This is a genomic window from Christiangramia sp. 3-2217-3z (genome assembly GCF_051195275.1).
Taxonomy (GTDB): Bacteria; Bacteroidota; Bacteroidia; order Flavobacteriales; family Flavobacteriaceae; genus Christiangramia; species Christiangramia marina.
Genome location: NZ_JBNJLI010000001.1, coordinates 394,593 through 418,725 on the forward strand (window position 1 = coordinate 394,593; position 24,133 = coordinate 418,725).

At 38.2% G+C, this 24,133-nt stretch carries 19 protein-coding genes; 9 read left to right on the forward strand and 10 right to left on the reverse strand.

The genetic code is table 11. The annotated features are described in order from the left end of the window. The first annotated feature begins 110 nt into the window (after positions 1–110). The gene (locus ACSHZO_RS01940) at positions 111–2,342 is read left to right on the forward strand and encodes a response regulator (protein WP_298246407.1); all 2,232 of its coding nucleotides are present in this window, start codon (positions 111–113) and stop codon (positions 2,340–2,342) included. Between the two features lies 1 nt (position 2,343). On the opposite strand, the gene ACSHZO_RS01945 is transcribed toward ACSHZO_RS01940, so the two are convergent. Together ACSHZO_RS01945 and htpG are read right to left on the reverse strand one after the other, a co-directional pair. Next, on the reverse strand, positions 2,344–3,159 hold the full coding sequence (locus tag ACSHZO_RS01945; RefSeq protein WP_298246408.1) for a DUF6503 family protein: 816 nt from the start codon (positions 3,157–3,159) through the stop codon (positions 2,344–2,346). A gap of 71 nt (positions 3,160–3,230) precedes the next feature. After that, positions 3,231–5,117 (reverse strand): molecular chaperone HtpG, encoded by a 1,887-nt coding sequence (gene htpG / locus ACSHZO_RS01950; RefSeq protein ID WP_298246409.1) that lies wholly within the window; start codon positions 5,115–5,117, stop codon positions 3,231–3,233. A gap of 211 nt (positions 5,118–5,328) precedes the next feature. On the opposite strand from htpG, the gene ACSHZO_RS01955 reads away from it, so the two are divergent. After that, entirely contained in the window at positions 5,329–6,000 is a 672-nt protein-coding gene (locus ACSHZO_RS01955; protein ID WP_298246410.1) for a TetR family transcriptional regulator C-terminal domain-containing protein, read from the forward strand. Between the two features lie 10 nt (positions 6,001–6,010). After that, positions 6,011–7,318, forward strand: a complete 1,308-nt coding sequence (locus tag ACSHZO_RS01960) for an ABC1 kinase family protein (protein ID WP_298246411.1) — start codon at positions 6,011–6,013, stop codon at positions 7,316–7,318. 124 nt (positions 7,319–7,442) lie between these two features. On the opposite strand, the gene ACSHZO_RS01965 is transcribed toward ACSHZO_RS01960, so the two are convergent. Further along, positions 7,443–9,899, reverse strand: a complete 2,457-nt coding sequence (locus tag ACSHZO_RS01965; protein WP_298246412.1) for a S9 family peptidase — start codon at positions 9,897–9,899, stop codon at positions 7,443–7,445. Positions 9,900–10,034: 135 nt separating this feature from the next. Between ACSHZO_RS01965 and ACSHZO_RS01970 the strand changes: the two genes are divergently transcribed. After that, positions 10,035–11,045: a 3-oxoacyl-ACP synthase III family protein gene (locus ACSHZO_RS01970; protein ID WP_298246413.1), complete on the forward strand. Its 1,011-nt coding sequence runs from the start codon at positions 10,035–10,037 to the stop codon at positions 11,043–11,045. A gap of 45 nt (positions 11,046–11,090) precedes the next feature. Here the strand turns inward: ACSHZO_RS01970 and ACSHZO_RS01975 are convergent, their stop codons facing one another. From ACSHZO_RS01975 to ACSHZO_RS01985, 3 genes are all read right to left on the reverse strand, one after another. Then, on the reverse strand, positions 11,091–11,288 hold the full coding sequence (locus ACSHZO_RS01975; RefSeq protein ID WP_298246414.1) for a hypothetical protein: 198 nt from the start codon (positions 11,286–11,288) through the stop codon (positions 11,091–11,093). Continuing rightward, the gene (locus ACSHZO_RS01980) at positions 11,281–11,523 is read right to left on the reverse strand and encodes a putative signal transducing protein (RefSeq protein WP_295179489.1); all 243 of its coding nucleotides are present in this window, start codon (positions 11,521–11,523) and stop codon (positions 11,281–11,283) included. Before ACSHZO_RS01980 ends, ACSHZO_RS01975 begins: the two co-directional genes overlap by 8 nt. A gap of 65 nt (positions 11,524–11,588) precedes the next feature. Then, the gene (locus ACSHZO_RS01985; RefSeq protein ID WP_298246415.1) at positions 11,589–12,311 is read right to left on the reverse strand and encodes a hypothetical protein; all 723 of its coding nucleotides are present in this window, start codon (positions 12,309–12,311) and stop codon (positions 11,589–11,591) included. Positions 12,312–12,503: 192 nt separating this feature from the next. On the opposite strand from ACSHZO_RS01985, the gene ACSHZO_RS01990 reads away from it, so the two are divergent. Together ACSHZO_RS01990 and ACSHZO_RS01995 are read left to right on the forward strand one after the other, a co-directional pair. After that, the gene (locus ACSHZO_RS01990; protein WP_298246416.1) at positions 12,504–13,064 is read left to right on the forward strand and encodes a fasciclin domain-containing protein; all 561 of its coding nucleotides are present in this window, start codon (positions 12,504–12,506) and stop codon (positions 13,062–13,064) included. Between the two features lie 129 nt (positions 13,065–13,193). Next, on the forward strand, positions 13,194–13,772 hold the full coding sequence (locus ACSHZO_RS01995) for a DUF4136 domain-containing protein (RefSeq protein ID WP_295179483.1): 579 nt from the start codon (positions 13,194–13,196) through the stop codon (positions 13,770–13,772). Between the two features lie 74 nt (positions 13,773–13,846). Here ACSHZO_RS01995 and pheT read toward each other — a convergent pair whose 3' ends face one another. From pheT to recG, 3 genes are all read right to left on the reverse strand, one after another. Next, positions 13,847–16,279: a phenylalanine--tRNA ligase subunit beta gene (gene pheT, locus ACSHZO_RS02000; protein ID WP_298246417.1), complete on the reverse strand. Its 2,433-nt coding sequence runs from the start codon at positions 16,277–16,279 to the stop codon at positions 13,847–13,849. Between the two features lie 132 nt (positions 16,280–16,411). Continuing rightward, a complete protein-coding gene (locus tag ACSHZO_RS02005) occupies positions 16,412–17,317 on the reverse strand; it encodes a hypothetical protein (RefSeq protein WP_298246418.1) in 906 nt (301 codons plus the stop codon). A gap of 143 nt (positions 17,318–17,460) precedes the next feature. Beyond that, positions 17,461–19,560 (reverse strand): ATP-dependent DNA helicase RecG, encoded by a 2,100-nt coding sequence (gene recG / locus ACSHZO_RS02010; protein WP_298246419.1) that lies wholly within the window; start codon positions 19,558–19,560, stop codon positions 17,461–17,463. A 160-nt stretch (positions 19,561–19,720) separates the two neighbouring features. Here recG and ACSHZO_RS02015 point away from each other — a divergent pair, with 160 nt between their 5' ends. Genes ACSHZO_RS02015 through ACSHZO_RS02025 form a run of 3 tightly spaced genes read left to right on the forward strand, consistent with a single transcriptional unit; the run spans position 19,721 to position 23,626 of the window. Continuing rightward, positions 19,721–21,799 (forward strand): M1 family metallopeptidase, encoded by a 2,079-nt coding sequence (locus tag ACSHZO_RS02015; RefSeq protein ID WP_298246420.1) that lies wholly within the window; start codon positions 19,721–19,723, stop codon positions 21,797–21,799. A gap of 1 nt (position 21,800) precedes the next feature. Beyond that, a complete protein-coding gene (locus ACSHZO_RS02020) occupies positions 21,801–22,703 on the forward strand; it encodes a patatin-like phospholipase family protein (protein ID WP_298246421.1) in 903 nt (300 codons plus the stop codon). After that, positions 22,703–23,626: a patatin-like phospholipase family protein gene (locus ACSHZO_RS02025; protein ID WP_298246422.1), complete on the forward strand. Its 924-nt coding sequence runs from the start codon at positions 22,703–22,705 to the stop codon at positions 23,624–23,626. Before ACSHZO_RS02020 ends, ACSHZO_RS02025 begins: the two co-directional genes overlap by 1 nt. Here the strand turns inward: ACSHZO_RS02025 and ACSHZO_RS02030 are convergent. Beyond that, on the reverse strand, positions 23,610–24,131 hold the full coding sequence (locus ACSHZO_RS02030; protein WP_298246423.1) for a hypothetical protein: 522 nt from the start codon (positions 24,129–24,131) through the stop codon (positions 23,610–23,612). The genes ACSHZO_RS02025 and ACSHZO_RS02030 overlap by 17 nt on opposite strands. Between the last annotated feature and the right edge of the window lie 2 nt (positions 24,132–24,133).

The following is a 24,133-nucleotide window of genomic DNA, read 5'->3' on the forward strand; positions in this document are numbered from 1 at the left end:
TTAGCTAAATTGTTAATAGTTAGACGTTTTTTGAAAATTTTAGTTGTGTAAGTACTTTAAATGGAGTAATTTCAGCGTCCAAAATCTATCGATAAACTAATATAATTTAATTGAAAACAAACGTTTCAGTTTATTTTCTCTTGTTTTTTTTATGCTTCAGCGTTACTTATGCGCAGCATAGCCGTGAAAAACCGAAAGATACACTTCAAACTCTGCTTGAAAAAGTCAATGAGGATATTTTAAAATACCAGTATCAGCAGGCGGTAGACAAAGCTTACGATCTTGTTACTTTAGCAAAAGAAAAGGAGAATAACCTTTATGTTTCTCGAGCTTATCATTCCTTGGGACATATATATTCTGATACAAAAGATCTAGCACGTGCCCGGCAGAATTATACCTTTGGTCTGGAATATGCCGCAAAGACTGGAAATGACTCCATAATCTTAACTTCCTATAATAATCTTGGGAATGCCCTATCTGAGAATCCAGCATTTAGGGATGAAGGGATCTCTTATTATAATAAAGCTATAAAGCTCGCAAAAGAGCTAAATATGAAGGAAGAGCTCATAGCGCCAACTACCAATATTGGATGGACCTATCTTGATGCAAATCAATATGACAAAGCATTTCCATATTTAGATCGTGCACTTGAACTAATGCTGGATGAGGTTCAGGAAAACGATTCCCGTTACAATTCCTGGTTATCTCAAATGTATATGCTGCATGGAAGGTATTATGCGCACAAAAAGGCATTTGATTCTGCTCATGTATATTACGATAAGTCACTGCAGTTAGCTGAAAAGGACAGCCTGTATATTACAGCGGCTGAGGCCTATAAATATTATGCTGGGTTTCTCGAAAAGGAGGGTGATTATCAGGGAGCTTTCAATGCACAAAGAAAGTTTACCGAATTCAACGATCTTATTTTCGAGAATGAAAAAGTTCGGGAGATGGAAATCGCTGATGCGAAATTCAAATTATCAGAGTATGAAAAGGATCTTGAAATTGCCCAGAGGGAACAGAGCCTCAAGGATGAATTGATAGACCGTTCTAAGGAAAAAGTGATCATTATGGTCATTTCTTCAGTAGTATTGGTTTTTATATTAGTGTTTCTTTTCAAAATAAACCGTGATAGACGAAATCTAATTTCTGAGCTTCAGAAGAAAAATAAGCAGTATAAATCTGCACGTGACCAGGCTGAAAATTTATCCAGAATGAAAACCAGGTTTTTCAGTACTGTAAGTCACGAGATTCGAACGCCTTTATACGGAGTAATTGGACTTACCTCGCTACTACTGGAAGATAAAAGGCTGAAAAAACACAAAACTGATCTTAAATCATTAAAATTTTCTGCAGATTATCTTCTGGCCCTCATCAACGATGTTCTGCAAATGAATAAGATGGAAAGCAATGAAGTTAAATTGGAGAGTGTATCGTTCAACATTAGGGAACTTCTAAGTAGTATTGTAAATAGTTTTGAATTTACGAGAGTACAGAATAAGAATGAGATCAATCTGGATATAGACGATCAAATTCCATCATACCTAATAGGCGATTCTGTTCGTTTGTCGCAGGTCCTTATGAATCTGGTTGGTAATGCTATGAAGTTCACCGAGCGTGGCCTTATTAAAATCAGCATTAATCATCTGGAGGAAAATACAGATTCCGCGAAGATTCATTTTGTAATTGAGGATAATGGTCCAGGGATACCTGAAAGTAAGAAGAAGATGATCTTTGAGGAATTCTCGCAATTAGAGAATAGTAATTATAATTATCAGGGAACTGGATTAGGTTTACCTATTGTGAAAAAATTACTGAAACTCTTTGGTTCTAAGATCAAACTGGATACTAAAGAAGGGGAAGGTTCGTCATTTAGTTTTACTATAGCCTTCGGAATTGATCATACTAAAGCTGAAGTTCCGGTTATGGAGGATGATCTGGATCAACTTGCTCTGCATGGTAAAAAACGTATCCTGATCGTTGATGATAACAGAATCAATCAGGTAGTTACCAAAAGAATTCTTGAGAAGAAGGATTTTGAATGTGAGGTTGCCGGCGATGGTACTACAGCTATAGAAATGGTCAGGGAATCTAATTACGATCTTGTACTTATGGATGTGAATATGCCTGGTATTAGCGGACTGGAAGCTACCAGTGAAATACGTACCTTCAATAAATATCTGCCTATTGTAGCTTTAACGGCCGTGGAGGTAGAAGAAATTCGTGAGGAGATCCAATCCGCAGGGATGAGTGACATCATTATAAAACCATATGATGTGCAGCAATTTTACCAGATCATTTATAAGAATTTAAGCATGTCTACTATTCCAGAGAATGTTTAGCTTATTTTTTAACCTCTTTTGAGTTTTCAGGTATTTGAAAATAATTCTCTTCAGATTGAAAGAACTGTATATTCGAGATCTTAGCCTCTCCAATTTTTTCCCCTAATCCGCTTTTTTCATTCCAGTTGTGGAAACTCCAGGTAGTGGCGAAACTCACATCTTCGACTGTATCATAATCACTATACATGATCGCATGTGGATTTTCTTCAGCTTTAGACTTATCTGTGCCAAAGGTCACAATATAAGCCGCAGCCTTTAGCAACTTGCTTTTATCGTCCTGATATACAACATACCAGTCATCTGGTGAATCTCCCGTGTTACTCTTAAAAGTTAGTTTTGAGGATGGGTATTCCAGGCTATCAAGTTTGCGCTGACTTGATTTTTCCCAAACGGTACCTGGATCTGTAAGTTTAAAAGGCATAGCAAAGAAATACTGCCAGGTAAATATATCAAAACGAGCGCCATCTGTAGCACTGGAATCCGGTGATATGGCCACCTTACTACCATCAAAAATTATGGTAGAACCATTATTTTTCTCGATTCTGATTCCACTTGAGTTCGTATTCATAGCCAGTTTTGCCTTAAGTCTTTCTGAACCTCCAAAATTGAGCTGAATATCGAAAGAAACTGCTTCCTTCATTTTAAAGGCTGCTTTGTTATGAGCCTCTTCGATATTTTCCAAAAAACTTAGAACCTGAGGAGGTCCTGCGCCATCTCCAATACCATTATCAGGTTCAACAGGGATTCTTTCTTCTTCGGAAGAATTCTTACAGCTTACGATGCTGGCAATTAAGAATAGTGCAATGATTTTCTTCATGTTATTTAATTTACTGGTTCATAAAAAAAGCCGCTGTAATTCAGCGGCTTTGTTAGTCGAGAGTAAAGTGATTACTTTACCATATCGAAACTTCTTTTAATAAAATCGGTGAGTTCTTCACCTTTCAAAAGATTTTGAGATAATCTTGCAAGGTCTAGCGATTGCTTGATCAAACGTTGCTGTTTCTTCTCAGTTTTGGTGTTTAGAATAGTATTTATCAACTCGTGATTGGTGTTAACCACAAGGTTATACATTTCAGGCATATTACCCATTCCAAACATTCCGCCACCACCGGTTTGCTGCATCTCTTTCATTCTACGCATAAATTCCGGTTGTGTAATGATCAAAGGCGCGGCAGTGCTATCCATGGCTTCCATCTGGATTGTATACTTTTCCGCAGGAATTACTTTTTCAAAATCTCCTTTAAGCTGTTCCTTTTCTTCATCAGATAATTTTGAGATTTTCTCATCATCTGTCTTGATAAGGTTATCTACGTGATCTGCATCTACTCTTACGAATGAGATATTCTCATGAGTTGTTTCAAGCTTTTGAAGCAGGTGAGAGACGATAGGGCTATCCAGCATTAATACTTTGTAGCCTTTATCCTTAGCTGCCTGGATATAACTATGTTGCTCGTCTTTATTAGAAGCATATAGAATAACCAGTTTATCATCCTTATCGGTTTGATTATCCTTGATCGCTTCTTTCAACTCTTCAAAAGTGAAAAATTCATTATCCGTAGTTGGATACAGCGCGAATTTATCAGCTTTTTCGAAGAATTTATCTTCGGAAAGCATTCCGTATTCGATCACGATCTTGATATCATTCCATTTTTTCTCAAAATCTTCACGATTGCTGTTGAATAAACTTTTCAGTTTGTCCGCTACTTTACGTGTGATATAACTCGAGATCTTCTTAACAGCTCCATCAGCCTGTAAATAAGATCTTGACACGTTAAGTGGAATATCTGGAGAATCGATCACTCCACGAAGCATTGTAAGGAATTCCGGTACGATACCTTCCACATTATCGGTTACATAAACCTGGTTCTGGTATAACTGGATCTTATCCTTCTGAATGTTCATATCCTGAGCCATTCTCGGGAAATAAAGAATTCCTGTCAGGTTAAAAGGATAGTCTACATTTAAGTGGATATGAAATAATGGATCTTCGAATTGCATTGGATACAATTCCTTATAGAAATCATTGTAGTCTTTTTCCCCTAGATCTGTAGGTTGCTTTGTCCATGCAGGATTTGGATTGTTGATGATATTATCAACAGTCTTTGTTTCTGGCTTCGCATCCTCTTTAGCATCTTCAGGGAGAGGTAGGGTTTCTTCCCTGGTACCAAATTTAATTGGGATAGGCATAAACTTATTATACTTCACCAAAAGTTCCTGGATTCTGCTCTCTTTTAGAAATTCTTTATCCTCATCGTTAATATGCAGGATCACTTCAGTTCCGTGGGTGGATTTTTCAGCATCTTCAAGTGTAAATTCTGTAGTACCTTCACATATCCAGTGAGCCGCAGGTTCATCTTTATGAGACTTAGTTAGGATCTCTACTTTGTTCGCTACCATAAAAGCAGAATAGAAACCAAGACCAAAATGACCTATAATTCCACTGTCTTTTGCTGAGTCTTTGTATTTATCAAGAAATTCTTCAGCTCCAGAAAAGGCAACTTCATTGATATATTTCTTAACCTCTTCTTTCGTCATTCCAATACCCTGATCAATAATATGCAGCGTATTGTTTTCCTCATTAACTTTTACTTCAATCGTAGGATTGCCGTATTCAACATTAGCTTCTCCAAGACTACTAAGGTGCTTTAACTTTAAAGTTGCATCGGTTGCATTTGAGATCAGCTCCCTTAAAAAGATTTCATGATCACTGTATAAAAACTTTTTAATAAGCGGAAATATGTTTTCAACAGACACATTTATTTTTCCGGTTGCCATATAATTTGATTTAAAATTTTGTTCGGTTTGAGAGATTCAAAAAAAATACCAATAATGCTTTGCTGTCAAACTGACACCTTCTGTAATGAAAGTTCGAAATAGACGTCTAAGCCATTGTATTTAGCTGAATGAGAACTTTTAACAAATTTTTGTTTATCGAATAACCTAAATACTTAAACAAAGTAGTATCTTTGAAAAAGAAATTAATATTATGGCAAAGGGAACAGGAAATAGTAAGGTGAAGAAGAAGCCAAGTGAGGACAAGCTAATAGCAATTTACATGGATTATGTACTTGTGAATGAAAGTACTCCAAGAAGTGTATATAAGTTTGCGAAGGAAAATGATATAACCGAACAAGAGTTTTATGAATTCTTCGGAAGTTTTGATGGTTTAAGAAAGAAGATCTGGGATAAGTTTTTTGATAATACCCTATCTGTCATGGAGAAGTCACCAGATTATCACTCCTTCAGTAATCGTGAAAAGCTGCTCACTTTTTTCTATACATTCTTCGAGGTATTAACTGCAAACAGAAGTTACGTACTCTACGCACTTAGCGAGCATAAGGATCGAATGAAGAATCTGGAACAACTTAAAGGTTTACGTAGGAAGATGCGCAGTTTCGCTAAAGAATTGATAGCTGACGGTAATAGTGAAAAGTCATTTAAACTATTTGAGCAGAGCGAAAGTATTTTTAGCGAAGGAGTATGGGTTCAATTCTTATTCCTTCTAAAATTTTGGATGGAGGACAACTCGCCATCCTTTGAAAGTACAGACGTCGCAATCGAAAAATCTGTACATACCGTATTTGATCTATTCGATAATACTCCTTTGGAACGTGTGGTAGATTTCGGAAAGTTCTTATGGAAAGAACGAATGGCCTAATTAAAAGATTATGAAAACTATAGATAAAATTCCAACAGGCAAATTAGGCCGTACCAGTAAACTGGTTCAAACCGGGGTTAAAATTGGTGGGAATTACATCAAGTATTACGGTAAAAAGGCATTTAATTCTGAACTTACTCGTGATGAGCTGGATGAGGATAATGCTACAGATATTTATGACGGACTCAAAAGTCTAAAGGGAAGCGCTCTAAAGGTAGCTCAAATGCTATCAATGGAGAAGAATTTACTTCCCGGTGCTTACGTAGAAAAGTTTAGTCTGGCACAATTTAGTGTGCCGCCACTTTCGGCACCATTGGTTAGAAAAACATTTAAGAAATATAACGGAGCATATCCGGAAGAACTATATGATACTTTTGCAACCCAGTCGGTAAATGCTGCCAGTATCGGTCAGGTACACAAGGCGACAAAAGATGGGAAAAAACTTGCTGTGAAAATCCAATATCCGGGGGTTGCAGATAGTATCAGTTCAGATCTTGCGATGGTAAAACCAATTGCTCTAAAGATGTTCAATATTTCAGCAAAAGATTCTGAAAAGTATTTTAAGGAAGTTGAAGGAAAACTTCTGGAAGAAACAGATTATATTCTGGAAGTGAAGCAAAGTAAACACATTTCCAAGGCTGCTGCACACATTCCTAATATCAAATTTCCAAAGTATTATGAAGATCTTTCCAGTGAAAGGATCATTACGATGGACTGGATGAATGGAATGCATCTTAGTGAATTTTCAAAACAGAATACGTCACAGGAACTTGCAGATAAAGTAGGACAGGCGCTTTGGGATTTCTATATGTTCCAGATCCACGGATTACAAATGGTTCATGCAGACCCACATCCTGGAAATTTCATGGTGGATTCTGAGAATAATCTGATCGCCATTGATTTTGGTTGTATCAAACAAATTCCAGATGATTTTTATACTCCTTATTTCTCATTGACAGATCGCAATAATCTTGATAATTCAGATTATTTCCACGGAAGATTATTGGAACTGGAAATTCTTCAGCAAAAGGATACAGATAAGGAGAGAAAGTTTTTCTCTGAAATGTTTTACGAGATGTTTGTGATGTTTTCAACTCCGTATCAATCTGAAGTATTCGATTTTACAGATAAAGAATTCTGGGATAATCTTTCCCAGCTAAGTGAAAAATATTCTAAGGATCCAGAATTACGTCGTACGAATGGAAATAGAGGAAGTAGGCATTTTCTTTATATGAGCAGAACATTCTTCGGGTTATATAATTTGTTACATGATCTCAAAGCTAAAGTTGAGGTTAATAAGTTTAGAGGACTCCTCTAATGGTTGATTTATTGGTTAGGTTGAAGAGAGCGTAGTTGTTGGTAGCAGCTGCGCTTTCTTTTTTTGGTACAAAAAAAGCCCCCGGGTTATCCCGGGGGTTTTTTATTCCGAAGCGGAAAATAAATTAATTCCCAGCTTCCTGCTGTTCGTTATTAGCTCTGATTTCTCTATTCTTCACATATTTTTCCAGCCATTGGTCCTGTTCCCATAATACGTGCAGTATAGATTCCTTTGCGCTATAACCATGACTTTCCTTAGGCAACATCACCAATCTAGCAGTTGCGCCTAGTCCTTTAAGTGCATTAAAGTAACGTTCGCTCTGCATAGGATAAGTTCCCGAGTTATTGTCTGCTTCCCCATGGATCATTAATAATGGAGTATCCATTTTTTCTGCATGCATAAAAGGTGACATGGTGTTATAAATTTCCGGAGCTTCCCAGTAATTTCTTTCTTCGCTTTGAAATCCAAATGGAGTAAGGGTACGATTGTAAGCACCACTTCGAGCGATTCCTGCAGCAAACAAATCTGAATGAGAAAGAAGGTTAGCAGTCATGAATGCACCATAACTGTGCCCTCCAACGGCTACCCGATCACGATCCACAAATCCTCTTTCATCAACAGCATCTATAGCCGCTTTCGCATTTTCCACCAATTGCTTTCTGAAAGTATCATTTGGTTCTTCATCACCTTCTCCTACAATTGGGAACGAGGCATCATCAAGCACTACGTAACCTCTGTTCACCCAATATACTGGCGATCCGTAATAAGGATATGTAAAATCGTTAGCATTGGAAGTGTTCTGAGAAGCTGAATTTTTGTCCTTGAATTCTCTTGGATATGCCCACATGAACATAGGGAGTTTTTCCGGGTTAGACATATCATAACCGGCAGGAAGATAAAGAGTGGCATTTAGTTCCAGACCGTCATCTCTCTTATAAGTGATCACTTCCTTGTGAACGTCTTCCAAAGATTTAAAAGGATTCTTGAAATTGGTGATCTGGGTAAGTTTAGTCTTAGAATCTATATCTCTGATAAAGTAATTAGGATACTCGGTAGAAGACTCTATACGAACCAGGATCTTGCCTTGATCAATATCCAGGGCTTCCACAAGGCTTTCTTTTTGATCTTTTAGTTCAGACTGGTACATGCGTTCAGTTTCACCAGAACTTAGATCGATTTTATCCACAAAAGGAAATTGGCCATCCTCTGTAAAACCTGATCCCATCAGGAAAGCTTCATCTTTATCAAGTTCGAGAACAGAACGTCCCCACTTGTTTTTTGACATTACGAATCTACCTGGATCGCTATATACATCCTGATAATTTCTGTCAAAAATGATTTCAGGCTTCTGGGAAGAATTAGATGGGTCGAAAACATAAGTTTTCGTATTCCTGGTATTCCACCAGTAATCGTTCGCTAAGGCAATATCATCATCGCCCCAGATGATTCCGCTTGCACGATTCTTTAGTTTAATGAGTGATTTTCCCTCCCCTTTAAATGGCGCTTCAAGTTGGAAATATTCATCTCGGTATTCAACTTCTTTTTCAGGATCTCCGCCATCAAGAGCCACAACATACGTTAAGGTTGCAGGACGATCACTTCTCCAGCTCCAATCTCGTTTGCCTTCTCTTTCTGCCATAAAACCTTTTGGCAAATCTTCAATCAATGGTACCTCATTGATCATATTCACTAGCTGCCCATTCTTATCGTAAATGTTGGTTTCTGAAGGGAATCTGTAGTATGGAACCAGGTAGGAAAATGGTTTTTTTAAATGTGTAACCATCACATATTCCCCATCTGGAGAAAAGGAGATGTCTGAATACATTTTAGGAGCCATCCATGACGAAACTGTACCATCCAAATTTACTTTCATGATCTCAGATCTGGCTAATTGTTCAAAATTATATTCATCATTAGGATTCTTCAGTAGATCCTGATAAGTTCTGTTCTGGGCTTCTTTCCCATCACTAACCGAAATTGTAGGACCCGAGGGAACCGAAGTTTCGGTATCGATCAGGGCTTTTCTGTCTTCAGGAAGGGTCGTGACCAGAATAGCAGAATTATCTCTAAACCAGTTTACAGTGCTGCGCATATTCGCATTAAGATTGGCCTCGGTAAGTTTTCTTGCAACAGCATTTTTAATGTCAAGTACCCACAATTCCACTCCTGTATCTGTAGTATGAGTAAATGCCATCATACTTTCATCTGGCGACCAGGAAAAATTTGTAAGTCGAGGGTTTTCCGGAAGTCCGTTGACCTGCACCGGTTCTTTTGCATTTACAGATTTAACTTTGAAATTATTGTAATAACGTGCCCTGCTATTAATATTGGTCACGGGGTTAATTCTCAAACCACCAAGGCGTAATTCTTCTTCGCTTAGTTCAGCTATACTTTTAAATTGATCCCGGTATAGGAAGATCATCATTTCTGCATCACTATCTATAAGAGTGGAAGGTGTCAGGGGAACATCGATAAGTTCAAGGATCTCCTGAGGTGGTTTCTGGTAGTCCAGGTTTTCCTGAGCTGCCATTTCATTAAGGAACAGAATGGATCCCGCCAGACATAACAAAAGTCGGTTCATAATATCAATTTTAGATTTGCATTTAAATGATTACAAGCTTAATTGTAGTGTTAATGTTTCTTATATTGCGCGTCGGAATTTTCGCAAATTCATTAAATTTAATAAGAATTATTTTTAATATCATAATTTTTACCCATGTATCAAACAAAAATTGCAGGATTAGGAAAATATGTACCGGAAAATGTTGTCACGAACGATGATCTTTCGAAACTGATGGATACGAACGATGAGTGGATCACCGAGCGTACAGGAATTAAGGAAAGAAGACATATCAAGAAAGGAGATGGCAATACTACTGCAAGCATGGGAGTGAAAGCTGCCAAAATTGCCATCGAAAGAGCAGGAATCACAAAAGACGATATAGATCTTATTGTATTCGCAACACTAAGTCCAGATTACTATTTTCCTGGTTGTGGAGTTCAGGTTCAGGAAATGCTGGAAATAGATACATGTCCTGCCCTGGATGTACGTAACCAGTGTAGCGGTTTTATTTATGCAGTTTCAGTAGCAGATCAATTCATCAAAACGGGAATGTATAAGAACGTACTGGTCATTGGTAGTGAAAATCATAGTGGTGGTCTTGATTTTACGACCAGAGGGCGATCGGTTTCAGTTATTTTTGGTGATGGGGCAGGAGCAGCCGTACTCACGAGAAGTGATCACAACGGGCAGGGAATTCTTTCCACACATTTACATTCTGAAGGGAAACATGCACTTGAATTGTCACTAAAAGGACCAAGCACGAACCATTGGGTGCCAGAGATCATAGCAGAGAATCCACAAGGAGATGATATTCCTTACTATCCTTATATGAATGGGCAGTTCGTGTTTAAAAATGCGATCCAGAGATTTTCAGAAGTGATCAATGAAGGCCTTAAGGAAAACGGACTTTCAGTTTCAGATATTGATATGCTTATCCCGCACCAGGCGAATTTGAGGATATCTCAATTTGTCCAGCAGAAATTTAAGCTCGCCGATGACAAGGTTTATAATAATATTCAGAAATATGGAAATACCACTGCGGCCTCTATTCCTATTGCTCTTACTGAAGCCTGGGAACAGGGTAAAGTAAAACAAGGAGATACCGTGGTGCTGGCTGCTTTTGGAAGTGGCTTCACCTGGGGAAGTGCAATTATTAAATGGTAGTGAAAAAATTGAATTTAAAAAGACCGGCAATTGCCGGTCTTTTTTTTAAACGCCTTTATAGTATTTATAAAGATCGTAAATCCCGAAGAGAATAAATCCCGCGGCGATCGCAGTTCCAAAATTATCAGTTTCTATTGCAGTCAGTTTTTGATAGAGTCTAAAGCTTCCGTAGCAAATAAAGACGATCCCAAGGATAAGATTCCATTTGTTACGTTGAGGTCTTTCTTCAAGTTCATTATTCATTATCGAAGTCATTTGGGAATGTAGACTTAGCGATCTTCAAAGCTTCGTCGAAATCTTTTTCAAAAACGAATAATAATACCATCCCGTGCGTGGAACCAAAACCAGCAAGTCTGGCCGACTCCACATCGTTTCTTATCCTAGAGTGGATATTGCTTTCGCCAAAAAGTTCCTGCAGGTATTGCACGTTTGTTTCTGGTCCGGTATAGACTCTTTTATATTCTTCTGAAGTACTCATATTTTACAAGATAAGATTACAAATACGAATATACCGAAGTATTTGGCTACTTCATCAAAATTTAATTAAGCGTTGAAATATTTGCTGTCCCAAATCTCTGTACTAAAGTTTTTACCCATTTTGAAGCCATAGAAAATAGAGATCCCGGCAAACCATTTAAATATAAAAAAGAAAATCATGAAAAACTGAGTAGTGGATTGCTGCGGACTAAATAAACCATCGGGAACCAAAAGAGCGGTAAGAAAGCTGGTGATAAGTAATAGCGCAAGAAAATTCTCAAGAGTTTTAAAGGGCCACATGATCATTCTTCTTAAAGGATGGAGATCATTTCCCCATTTATGGATGAGGTAATAATAATCATTCCCCATTGGAGCAAATAATAGTGGATCATCAGCATTCTTCAGCTTAAACAACTTAGAAGGAGCTATGATCTTAAAACCTTTTAAAGTAGTGTCATGTTCATTCTCCAGACTTTTGATCCTGGTGATCGCTTCGTAAGGAATTTCAGATTTAAACAGTCCGGAATCCAGGAACCTAAGTCTATAAATCACACATAACTTATAGATATCATCTTTATGATAAATTCGGTTTGATTCCAACAAATCGAAATTAAGATCATTCGATTCCTCTTGTATTTCCTGAAGATTTTTCTGAATAGTTTCTTCCCGGAGGTTGTCCTGCATCAGGATCTCGCGAACCTCATCCATGATCAACTGCTCATCGATACGTTTACTCCGTGTTTTATTTAATTGATGCTGTAGATTCGTGCGGGATATTTTCAACTTCATGTTCATAGTCTTTAAGCTGTACTAAATTAATTATTAAGCTCAAGACTAACAACGACTTACTATATTTTTTGTGCTAAAGATCAAAACTTTAGGAGATGTTCTATCTTGTTAAAAGAATCCCAATTGCCTTCAATTTAAAAACCGTTGAAGCAGCCTACGCGTAACTTAGATACATAATCAAAACAAATAATTATGAAAAAGTTACAATTGCTAAGTTTACTAAGTTTTTTATTCATCGCGACTAGCGGTATTGCTCAAAATTCAAAGGACACTAAAATGGTTGGAGGAGCTGAAATGTACCCAACAAAAAATATCATAGAGAATGCGGTAAATAGTAAAGATCATACAACTCTGGTTGCTGCTGTAAAGGCTGCTGAACTGGTAGATGTATTGAGCAGTGATGGACCATTTACAGTATTTGCTCCTACAAACAAGGCTTTTGAAGCACTTCCTGACGGAACAGTAGAGACTTTGCTAAAAGAAGAAAACAAAAGCAAATTACAGTCGGTTTTGACATACCATGTACTTGCAGGAGACTTTAAAGCTGCAGACATCGTAAATGCTATCAAAAAAGGAAACGGAAAAGCAACTTTCAAAACAGTAAGTGGTGCAGATATCACTGCTATGATGGATGGTAAGAATGTAAAGGTTAAAGATGCTACTGGAAATGTAGCTACTGTAACTATTGCAGATGTAAATCAATCAAACGGAGTGATCCACGTAATTGATACAGTTCTTTTACCAACAAAATAATTCAGAATATCTGAAATTGTGAAAAAAGCGGCTATTAGCAGCTTTTTTCAGTTAAATAAAAGTCAAACCGGGTCTGTAATTTTACTATTCTGTTCTTTCCGTTTACATTCAGAATTATAAAAAAAAGCTATGAAAAATTTGAAAACATTTCTCGTTATAAGCATTGTGGCACTAACCCTAGCTTCTTGTGGAAGTAGTGCTCCAACGGCAAAAGACGATCTAAAACAATTAAAATCTTATGACACTTATGCCTTCCTGGCGAATAAGGATACCATCCTGAATCGCAAACTGGATAATAAGGCGATCAATTCAACGATCGTGGCGACCATCAATGCGAACATGAAAGAAGAAGGTTTTAGTCTTGATAAGCTACAACCTGATGTTCTTGTGTATGTTCACCCGATGTTCGATGAAAAGGTAGCCGTAAATGCAAATCCTGTTTACACGAATTACCCATATTACAAGCCGGGCTTCTTCATTGGATCCTATTACGAAGATTACCTGTATGAAAACTATTTTACAATTCAAAGAATTAGCGGATCCAGAGTGAAGCAGGTGCCCTATCGTGAGCGCTCGATTGTTATTGACCTTATAGATCGAAGAACGAACGAGATCTTATGGAGAGGAACTTCCGAAGAGACTATTGAGACTAAGAGAATGGATCGTGAGATTCGTGAATATGTTGATGAGATCTTTAAAGATCTGTAATTTGAAAAATGATCTGAAATAAAAAAACCGTACTTGATGTACGGTTTTTTTATTTTGATACTACGTAGAGAATATTAGCGTAATTCTGCTTTCAGTTCCTTTTCGAATCTATACCGAAGCTTACTCATCATCTTATCTACTTGCTTGTCTGTAAGTGTTTTGTTTTCATCCTGAAATACAAAGCTAACTGCGTAACTTTTCTTGCCTTCTGGAAGGTTTTCACCTTCGTAAACATCAAACAGGCTTACATCTTTCAATAATTTCTTTTCCGTTTGTTTTGCGATTTGATCGATCTCATCGTAAGTCACAGAATTATCAAGAAGTAAAGCAAAATCTCTTCGCATGCTAGGATACTTCGGAATAGCACTAAACTTATTCTGATGTTGTTTAGCAACTTCTATGATTTCATCCCAGTTAAAATCTGCATAAACTACTTCCTGATCTAAATCGAATTTCTTCAGAATTGACCTTTTAACCACACCAAAGTCTACCAGTTTCGACTTCTTCGTACTCATCTGAAGACTTTCAGAAAATACAGAGCTTTTACTGGTTTTGGTTTTAAGCGTATTCAAAATTCCTAATTTCTGAAAAATCGATTCGATCACTCCTTTCAGGTAAAAGAAGTTTCCAGCAGGAAAATTTGGTGCGTTCCAGGTCTCAGCAGTTCTGTTGCCAGACATGAACAACGAAAGATGTTTCTTTTCTTCCCTGCCACTAACAAAAGAATGATAGGTCTTTCCGAATTCAAATATGCGAAGATTGCCTCGTTTCCGGTTTAGATTGTAACTAATAGCTTCCAGCCCTGAAAAAAGCATGGTTTGTCGTAAAACCGAAAGATCCTGACTTAGCGGATTCAACATTTTCACCTGGTACTCATCTTTAGCATCATCGCTAAAGTCATTATAAGCTGGCGTAGTTAGCGAGTTGGCCATGGTTTCATAGAATCCCTGTCCTATAAGCTGTTGAGCGATAAGATTCTGAATCTTGTAATCTTCGTATTTTGAGGAGTTTGCTACAGATAAACTTAGTTTATCGCCAAACTTGATATTATTGTAACCATAGACTCTAAGGATCTCCTCGATCACATCAGACTCTCTTTGCACATCCACACGATAAGAAGGGATCGTAAGACCCATCCCGGTTTCTGTAACATTATTCACTCTGATCTCAAGAGAAGCAAGAATAGATTTTATAGTTTCTTCCTCAAGATTCTCACCAATAAGTTTGTTAACCTTCTCAAAGGTTAGGAAAACCTGGAAATCGTCGATCTTTTTGAAATAGAGATCATCAATATCGCTGGTGATCTCACCACCGGAAATTTCCTTGATTAGCAGTGCAGCTCTTTTTAAAGCATATTCTACCGAGTTGATATCAATTCCTCTTTCAAACCTAAAGGAAGCATCGGTATTGATCGTATGTCTCTTTGCAGTTTTTCGAACGCTTACAGGGTTAAAGTACGCGCTTTCAAGAAATATTTGGGTAGTACCTTCAGTAACTCCGCTTCCAAGTCCGCCAAATATTCCGGCGATACAAAGAGGTTTTTCAGCATCACAGATCATGAGGTCTTCAGCATGTAATTCGCGCTCGACTTCATCAAGTGTTGTGAATTTAGTTCCTGCCTCAACGGTCTTAACGTTGATCTCGTTACCAGCGATCTTACCGGCATCAAATGCGTGTAGTGGCTGTCCCAGTTCATGCATTACATAATTGGTAGCATCCACAATATTGTTCTTTGGAGCAAGTCCAATAGCTTTCAATCTATTCTGAAGCCATTTCGGGGATTCACCAACCTTTACATCAGAAATGGTTACCCCGCAATATCTTGGAGCAAGATTAGAATCATCTACTTTGATCTGGATCTTTAGACTTCTGCTATCAACATGAAAACTACTAACTGAAGGGGTTATAAGCTCCAGGAATTTTCCCTGTTGCTGGTAGCCTGCTTTTAAGTCCCGGGCAACGCCCCAGTGACTCATTGCATCTGCACGGTTAGGTGTAAGGCCAATTTCAAAAACTTCGTCGTTCTCTACCTCAAAAAGCTCAGCAACCGGAGTCCCGGGAACCAGCTCATTATCCATCACCATAATACCTTCGTGACTCTGGCCTAAACCAAGTTCTTTTTCAGAACAGATCATTCCGTAGCTTTCTTCACCACGAATTTTTCCTTTTTTGATTTCCCAGCTTTCACCTTTTTCATCATATAGTACTGTACCAATAGTCGCCACAGGAACTTTCTGTCCTGCTGCGATATTTGGAGCGCCACAAACGATCTGTACTTCTTCACCGTTTCCAAGATTCATTCTGGTGAGGTTCAACCTGTCTGCATTTGGATGAGCTTCACAGCTTAAAACATGACCAACAACTACGCCGGCCATACCTCCTTTTACACTTTGAAAAGTATCAATACCTTCTACTTCCAGACCAAGATCTGTAAGAAGTTCTCCGGTAGTCTCTGCATTTTCAGGTAGTTTGATAAACTGTTTTAGCCAGTTGTATGAAATCTTCATGGATTAGTCTTTTTCAGCCAGCAAAGATAGTATTACAGATGGTTTTGTCATAATCTAGAATCCTATTTTGTAGACCTTAAAAAACAAAGGAGACCATTGATGTCTCCTTCGCTGTTTTAAAGTTTAAAATCTTTAATCTTTACGGGTAAGATTCATTGTTCTGGATTTGTTCCAGCCACTTTCGGTTTCTTCATAAACTGCCCATTTAACCAAGCCGTCTTCTTTTGTAATATCGTGTTTAAATCTAAGCTGTTGGTTGCTATCATCGAGATAGCTCTCTACGATCTGGTATTGATCTGGTCCCATTTCCTTTACTTTCATCTTTGAATTTGAAATTCCTTCAGGCGCATTTCTTCGCATAAAGACCACATCAAATTCATCTTCCAGTGGATTGTACACCATGACTCTTTTACAACATGGCTTATTATCACCTGTATCATGATCCATAACCAGCATGGAACCGGCCTCATCAAATGAAATTTGGTTCGAACTATTCGTGGTATTCAAAACTTCCCCATTTTGGTAGACCTGTGTTTCGTTATTCCAGTTTCCAATTAGAAAGTTTAGTTGCTTATCTCTGTTCTCCAGAATGGCAATTTTTGCCAGACCTGCTTCCATGATCAAATCATCCTGTTCATGATCGTGCTTTTCAGCAATGGCAAGAGACTTTTCTATGTATTTAACGGCTTCATCTTTTTTATCCATTTCCAGCAAAACATCCGAAAAGGAATCATAAGGATTGGCTTCCTGTGGATATTCATCGATCTGAGCCTGGAACAACATTTTTGCGGCTTCCAGATCATTTTCTTCCTGCATCAATCTGTAAGCTAGAATATTCAAGGGTTCAGCCATGCCTTCGTAAGCGGTATTTGGATTGTTCTTCTGGTAGCTCTCCAAAACAGCTTTTGCACCCTGGTTCTTATAGACCTGGTAAAGTTCATCTACAGTTTCCTGCGCCTGATCCTGCGCATTCATACTAAGAATTAGAAAGAATAATAATGTTCCAATTCTCCATTTAAGTTTAAAATTTCTGCCCATGATTTATTGAATTTTGTGGTTATACCGAAGCTATAAAGGGGCATTCTAAAGTACAGAATAGGTTGAGGCTATTTGCCGGGGGTAAGTCTTCTAAAGATAACTAAAATTTAATCAATTGATTGTCAGTAACTAATAAGATTCGGTTAGCTAATGTAATTCCAGATCGTTTTGTTCTTGACCAGCCGTGAATAGGCGTTTTTCACAGTGTTGTTTTTTTCATTCTCCAGGTTTGGATCTTCTTTGAGCAACCTGTTGGCATAAAATCTGGCTGATTGCAGAATTGCATTATCCTTCACGATATCTGCGATCTTCAAATTAAGAACCCCGCTTTGCTGAGTTCCCATAAGATCTCCAGGACCTCTTAGCTTCAGGTCAACTTCAGCGATCTCAAAACCATCGTTGGTAGAAGTCATTGTTTCCAATCTCGTTTTACTGTCGTTGGAAAGTTTATGACCCGTCATAAGGATGCAAAAACTCTGTTCAGCACCACGCCCCACACGTCCTCTTAACTGGTGTAGCTGCGAAAGACCAAACCTTTCAGCACTTTCTATGATCATCACACTGGCGTTAGGAACATTTACTCCTACTTCGATCACGGTAGTGGCAACCATAATATCTGTTTCTCCCTTGACAAAACGATGCATTTCAAAATCCTTATCGGCAGGTTTCATCTGGCCGTGAACAATAGAGATCTGGTTCTCTGGAAATTCTCTGGCGATACTTTCATACCCATCCATAAGATCCTTGTAATCCATTTTTTCAGATTCCTGTATAAGCGGATATACGATATAAACCTGCCGGCCTTTCTGAATTTCATCCCGGATAAAAGCAAAAACCTTTAAGCGATTGCTATCATAGCGATGAACGGTTTTAATAGGTTTACGACCCGGAGGTAGTTCATCAATGACCGAAATATCCAGATCTCCATACAAACTCATAGCCAGAGTACGTGGAATTGGAGTTGCGGTCATCACCAGAACATGAGGTGGAATATGGTTCTTCTTCCATAACTTCGCTCTTTGTGCCACTCCAAAACGATGTTGTTCATCGATCACAGCAAGACCAAGATTCTTAAATTTCACTTTGTCTTCCAGAAGAGCATGGGTGCCAATAAGAATATTGATCTCGCCAGATTCCAGTTGTTCATGGATTTCCCGGCGCTCCCTGGTTTTGGTTGATCCGGTAAGCAATCGAATATTCAATTTTAGTTCTACACAAAGTTCTACTAAACCCTGATAATGCTGAATAGAGAGAATTTCTGTAGGAGCCATCAAACATGCCTGGAAATTATTATCGAGCGCAAGGAGCATGGACATTAAGGCAACAATGGTCTTTCCGGAACCTACATCTCCCTGTAAGAGCCTGTTCATCTGGGCGCCACTTCCCATATCACCTCGTATTTCCTTGACCACACGTTTTTGAGCATTGGTAAGTTCGAACGGTAAATGATTGCTGTAAAAGTCGTTGAAAATATGACCTACTTTGTCAAAATTGAAACCCTTGATCTTTTGTTTGTGCATAAGGTTTCTGCGTAGTAATTGCAGTTGCACATAAAAAAGCTCCTCGAATTTGAGTCGGAACTGCGCTTTTGCCAACAATTCCTGGTTCTTCGGAAAATGAATATTGAATAGTGATGCCGCCTTTCCCAGAAGTTTTAGTTCTTCCAGCAATTCCGGATTCAGACTTTCAGAAAATTTCATCCCGGTTTGTTGCAGCACTTCCTGCATCAATTTCATGATCACTCTATTAGTAACTCCTTTCTTCTGAAGTAATTCAGTAGAAGGATATACCGGTTGCATCGCTACCCTTAGATTCCTCTTATAATCTGATACCAGTTCAAGTTCCGGATGTGGCATACTGAACATCCCACTGTAAAAATTCGTTTTTCCGAAGATGACATAAGGCGTATTCAATTTGATGTTTTCCCTTATCCACTTATGGCCTCTAAACCAGACCAGCTCCATTCTTCCGGTGTCATCAACAAAATCGGCTACCAGGCGTTTGCCTTTCTTCTGTTCAACCATCTTTAGATGGACGATCTTGCCAACAATTTGTACTTCCGAAGAGTTTTGCTGCAATTGTGCGACCTTATAGAAACCTGTTTTATCTATATATCGATTAGGAAAAAAATTGATGAGGTCTCGATAGGTGCTGATGTTGAGTTCCTTCTTAAAAAGATCGGCCCGGTTGGGACCAACTCCTTTAAGATACTCAATAGGGGTTTGCAGCAGGTTCTGGATCATAAAAACGAAGATATTAAATACGTTTGATTTACATGGGCGGCCTTGCAGAAACTAGTTTTAATCTTCAGGAAATCTCATAACAGCTTCAATTTTTTGTAATTTGCATGAGATATTTTAAATCTGAATGCGATATTTAACAGCACTTTTTTTAATTCTGAACATGTCCCTTATACATGCTCAGAAGATTCGTGATAACCAGGTAGAACGATTTGATTTTCAGAAAGTGGATGCTCACCTTAAAATTGATCCATCTCGAAAAAAAATCGAAGGAAACGTACTCTATAAGATAGAGGTACTTTATCCTGATGACAGCTTGTTCATAAACGGCAACAATATGCATTTTAAAAATGTACAGCTGGATGGTAAAAGCATTGATTTTTCAGTAGATACAGAAGGAATTTATATTCTTCATGACTTCAAGGTGAATGATAGTATTTCCTTATCCCTTAACTATGAGGTAACTCCAAAAAAAGCTGTCTATTTCATCAATTGGAATGATCCTGATATTGCCGAAGAAGAAAGGCAGGTTTGGACGCAGGGTCAGGGGAAGTACACTTCCAGCTGGTTGCCAAGTATCGATGATATGAATGAGAAAGCAGAATTTGACCTTAATTTTGAATTTCCCATTTCTTACGAACTCATAGCCAATGGCGAAAATATTAGCAGTGAAATTATAAACGATTCCGTTAGACTGTGGAAATTCAATATGGAAGAACCTATGAGTTCTTATCTGGTTGGATTCGCAGCAGGAAAATATCTTTCCAAAACCATAACTTCTACTTCAGGAATTGAGATCCAGAATTATTATCTGCCGCAGGATTCTTTACTGCTGGAGCCAACTTACAGGCATTCTGTGGAGATCATGGATTTCTTTGAACAGGAAATTGGTATAGCGTATCCATGGGCTAAATATAAGCAGATTCCCGTAAGAGATTTTCTGTATGCTGGTATGGAGAATACAGGAACTACTATTTTTTCTGAATCTCTTATGGTGGATTCCATAGGTTACCATGATCAAAATTATGTGAATGTAAATGCACATGAGCTGGCTCATCAATGGTTTGGAAATCTTGTTACCGAGAAAAGCGGAAAACATCACTGGTTGCACGAAGGATTTGCCACTTACTATGCATTATTAGCTGAAAAAGAGATCTTTGGAGAGGATTATTTTTACTGGAAGTTATACCAGTCGGCAGAGGTTTTAAAGGAATTAAGCGATTCAGGAAAAGGACAGAAATTATTGTCTTCAACCGGAAGTTCCAGTACTTATTATCAAAAAGGAGCCTGGGCTTTACATATTCTAAGTGAAAAAGTTGGTGAGGAAGCTTTTAGAAAGGGCATAAAAAGTTATCTCGAAACTTATGCTTTTAAGAATGTGGAAACCGATAATTTTCTTGCGGAAATGGAACTTGCTTCGGGAATGGACCTTAGTCAGTATAAAACTGACTGGTTAGAACAGTCAGCTTTTAAAGCCAACCAATCGCTGAACGCTTTAAGAGAATCAGAATTTATCAAATCTTACCTTGAGCTTGCTGCACTGCGGGAAACTCCGCTAGAAACGAAACATGAATATCTGGACAAAATCCTGGACTTCCCTGTAAATGATTATTTAGGTCAGGAGGTAGTATATCAACTGGTCGGCGAAAATTCAGATTTAAGCAGGAGTTTATATAAAAAGGCATTTGAGTCTAACAATCTATATGTGAGACAGGCGATCGCTACCAGTATGCAAATAATTCCGCAGCAACTGCAATCCAGTTTTGAAAGTTTATTAGATGATGAATCTTATCTCACCATCGAAAAGGCATTGTTCGAATTATGGGAAAGATTTCCACAGAAAAAAGTAGATTATCTGAATAAAACCAGGAATATAGACGGATTCTATAATAAAAACGTACGTGTGCTCTGGCTAACCTTAAGCCTGGTAACTGCCGAATTCGAGCCGGAAAAAACTTCTGAATACTTTGAGAAATTATCAGGTTACACAAATCCATCAAATCCATTTGAAGTAAGGGAAAATGCCTTTGGATATTTATACCAGCTAGGAGCTTTTAATGAGTCTAGTTTGGAGAGCCTGTTGATGGCAACAGATCATCATGCCTACAGGTTCCGGGATTTTGCAAGAAAGTTACTAGATGAATTGATCGAAAATGAGGAATATCGAGAGAAATTGATAAATGTTTCTGCAGACTTAGAGGAGAAGCATAGCAGATATTTAAACTCTAAAATTTCAAGTTAGGATGAGAGCACTCGTAATTTCAGGAGGAGGAAGCAAGGGAGCTTTTGCCGGCGGAGTTGCGCAGTATCTTACTGAAGATCTGGGGCGCGATTATGATCTTTTTATAGGAACCTCTACAGGAAGTTTGCTTCTTTCCCATATGGCTCTGCAAAAGGCAGAGAAAGTTAAAAAAGCTTTTACGAGCGTTAATCAATCCAGCATCTTTAGTAGCAGACCATTCCTTATTAAAAAGAAGCACGGGCAGGAAACAATCAGCATTAACCATTTTAATGTTATTCTGAATTTTCTAAAAGGAAGTAAAACCTTCGGCGATAGTTTAAATCTCAAAACCCTGCTTCAGAAGACCTTTACGAAAGAAGAGTTTAAGCAACTGAAGGACAGCCATAAGGAAGTTGTGGTTACTGTTTCCAATCTCTCGCTGAACGAAGTGGAATATAAGAGTATCAAGGACTACGATTACGATGCATTTATAGACTGGATTTGGATTTCCTGCAATTACACGCCATTCATGAGCCTGGTCACCAAAAATGGATGTGAATATGCTGATGGTGGTTTGGGAAGTATGGTGCCTATTGAGGAAGCGATTAAGCGGGGTGCCACAGAAGTGGATGCGATCATCCTACAAACTGAAGTAACTTATTTCAACAGGATGCCTTCAAAGAATGTATTTTCGCTCATCACCAATCTTTTTGCATTTATGCTGGACAGGATCGAAACTCAGAACATCAGGATCGGAAAATTTTCAGCAGCGAATAAAGATTGTATAATCAATTTTTACTATACTCCAAGCGTTCTAACAACGAATTCTCTTATTTTTGATAAGGATAAAATGCTGGAATGGTGGGAGAGTGGTTATGAGTTTGCCAAGTACAGAAACGAAGAAATTAACGAAATTGAACCTTAATGCGAGCACTGGTTATATCTGGAGGAGGAAGTAAAGGCGCCTTTGCAGGCGGCGTGGCCCAACATCTAATTCAGGAACAAAAAAGAAGGTATGATCTTTTTTTAGGTACCAGTACCGGCAGTTTGCTTATTCCTCACCTCGCTGCAGGAAACATCCAGAAGGTTTACGATGTCTATACCAATGTCACCCAAAGAACGATCTTTAGCGTCAACCCTTTTGTAGTGAAGAAAAAAGATGGCCGGGAATATGTGACGATCAATTACCTCAATACGATCTGGCAATTTATAAAACAGCGCCGAACCTTTGGGGAAAGTAAAGCTTTACGTAGAAGCATTCGAAAGAATTTTTCTCAGCAGGATTTTAACGAGCTCAAATCCAATATTAAAGATGTGGTCGTCACCGTATCCAATCTATCCAAAAATAGGGTGGAATATAAATCTATCCACGATTTCGAGTATGACGACTTTTGTGACTGGATCTGGATAAGTTGTAATTATATACCTTTTATGAGTCTCGCGACCAAAGATGGTTTTGAATATGCAGACGGTGGTCTGGGATGTGTGGTTCCTATCAGGGAGGCCATTAAGCGCGGTGCTACAGAAGTGGATGCGATCATTCTGGAAGCCGAAAATATGGAATACAATAAAGTTCTAGGTAAGAATCCTTTTTCATTAATGGTCAACCTCTTCGGTTTCTTGTTGGACCAGGTCGAGTACCATGATATTGTGGAGGGGAAACTGGCAGCCATGAATAAAAAGGTCAAACTGAATATCTACTATACCCCGACTAAGCTGACCGAAAATTCTCTTGTTTTCAACAAAAAAGATATGACCGACTGGTGGCAGCAGGGTTTTGAGTATGCCGAAAAAAAAGAAATGGAGCGTAAAGCTGCTAAATCTTCGTGGTTTAAGCTAGGTTTCTAACTTCCTGCTTGATGAACCCTAATGCAGCTTCGGTAGGTGATTGTTTTTCCATCATTGCCTCAAGAATAACTTTTCTTAAATCATCCGGATTCGATACAATTTCTTTACCTGAAGCATTTCTGATCATGCTGATCATAGCATTTTTCGAAGTTCTTATATAGTCCCAGCATTCATTGCTAACATAGATTTGCTGCGCTAGATTATGCTCGAATTCCTGTTCAATATTAGCTATTAATAAACTTGTATAAGCTGAAACATCTTCAGCAACAGGCTCAACACGAAATAGTAGTTTACCGGGAGATATTCTCTCCAGGAATAAGGTCAGTCGTTCGTATGCCTGTAATCTAATGGGTAATGAAGTTTTCTGTTTTTCTCTAAGCAATAAAAACCTTCTACGATTTTCCTCATTACTGGAATAGGTGTGAAAAAAGTAAAAACTTACCAAACCAACAATTACTGCCGGAAGTATTCCATAGATCAATTGAAAAACATCAGATTCGTTCATAA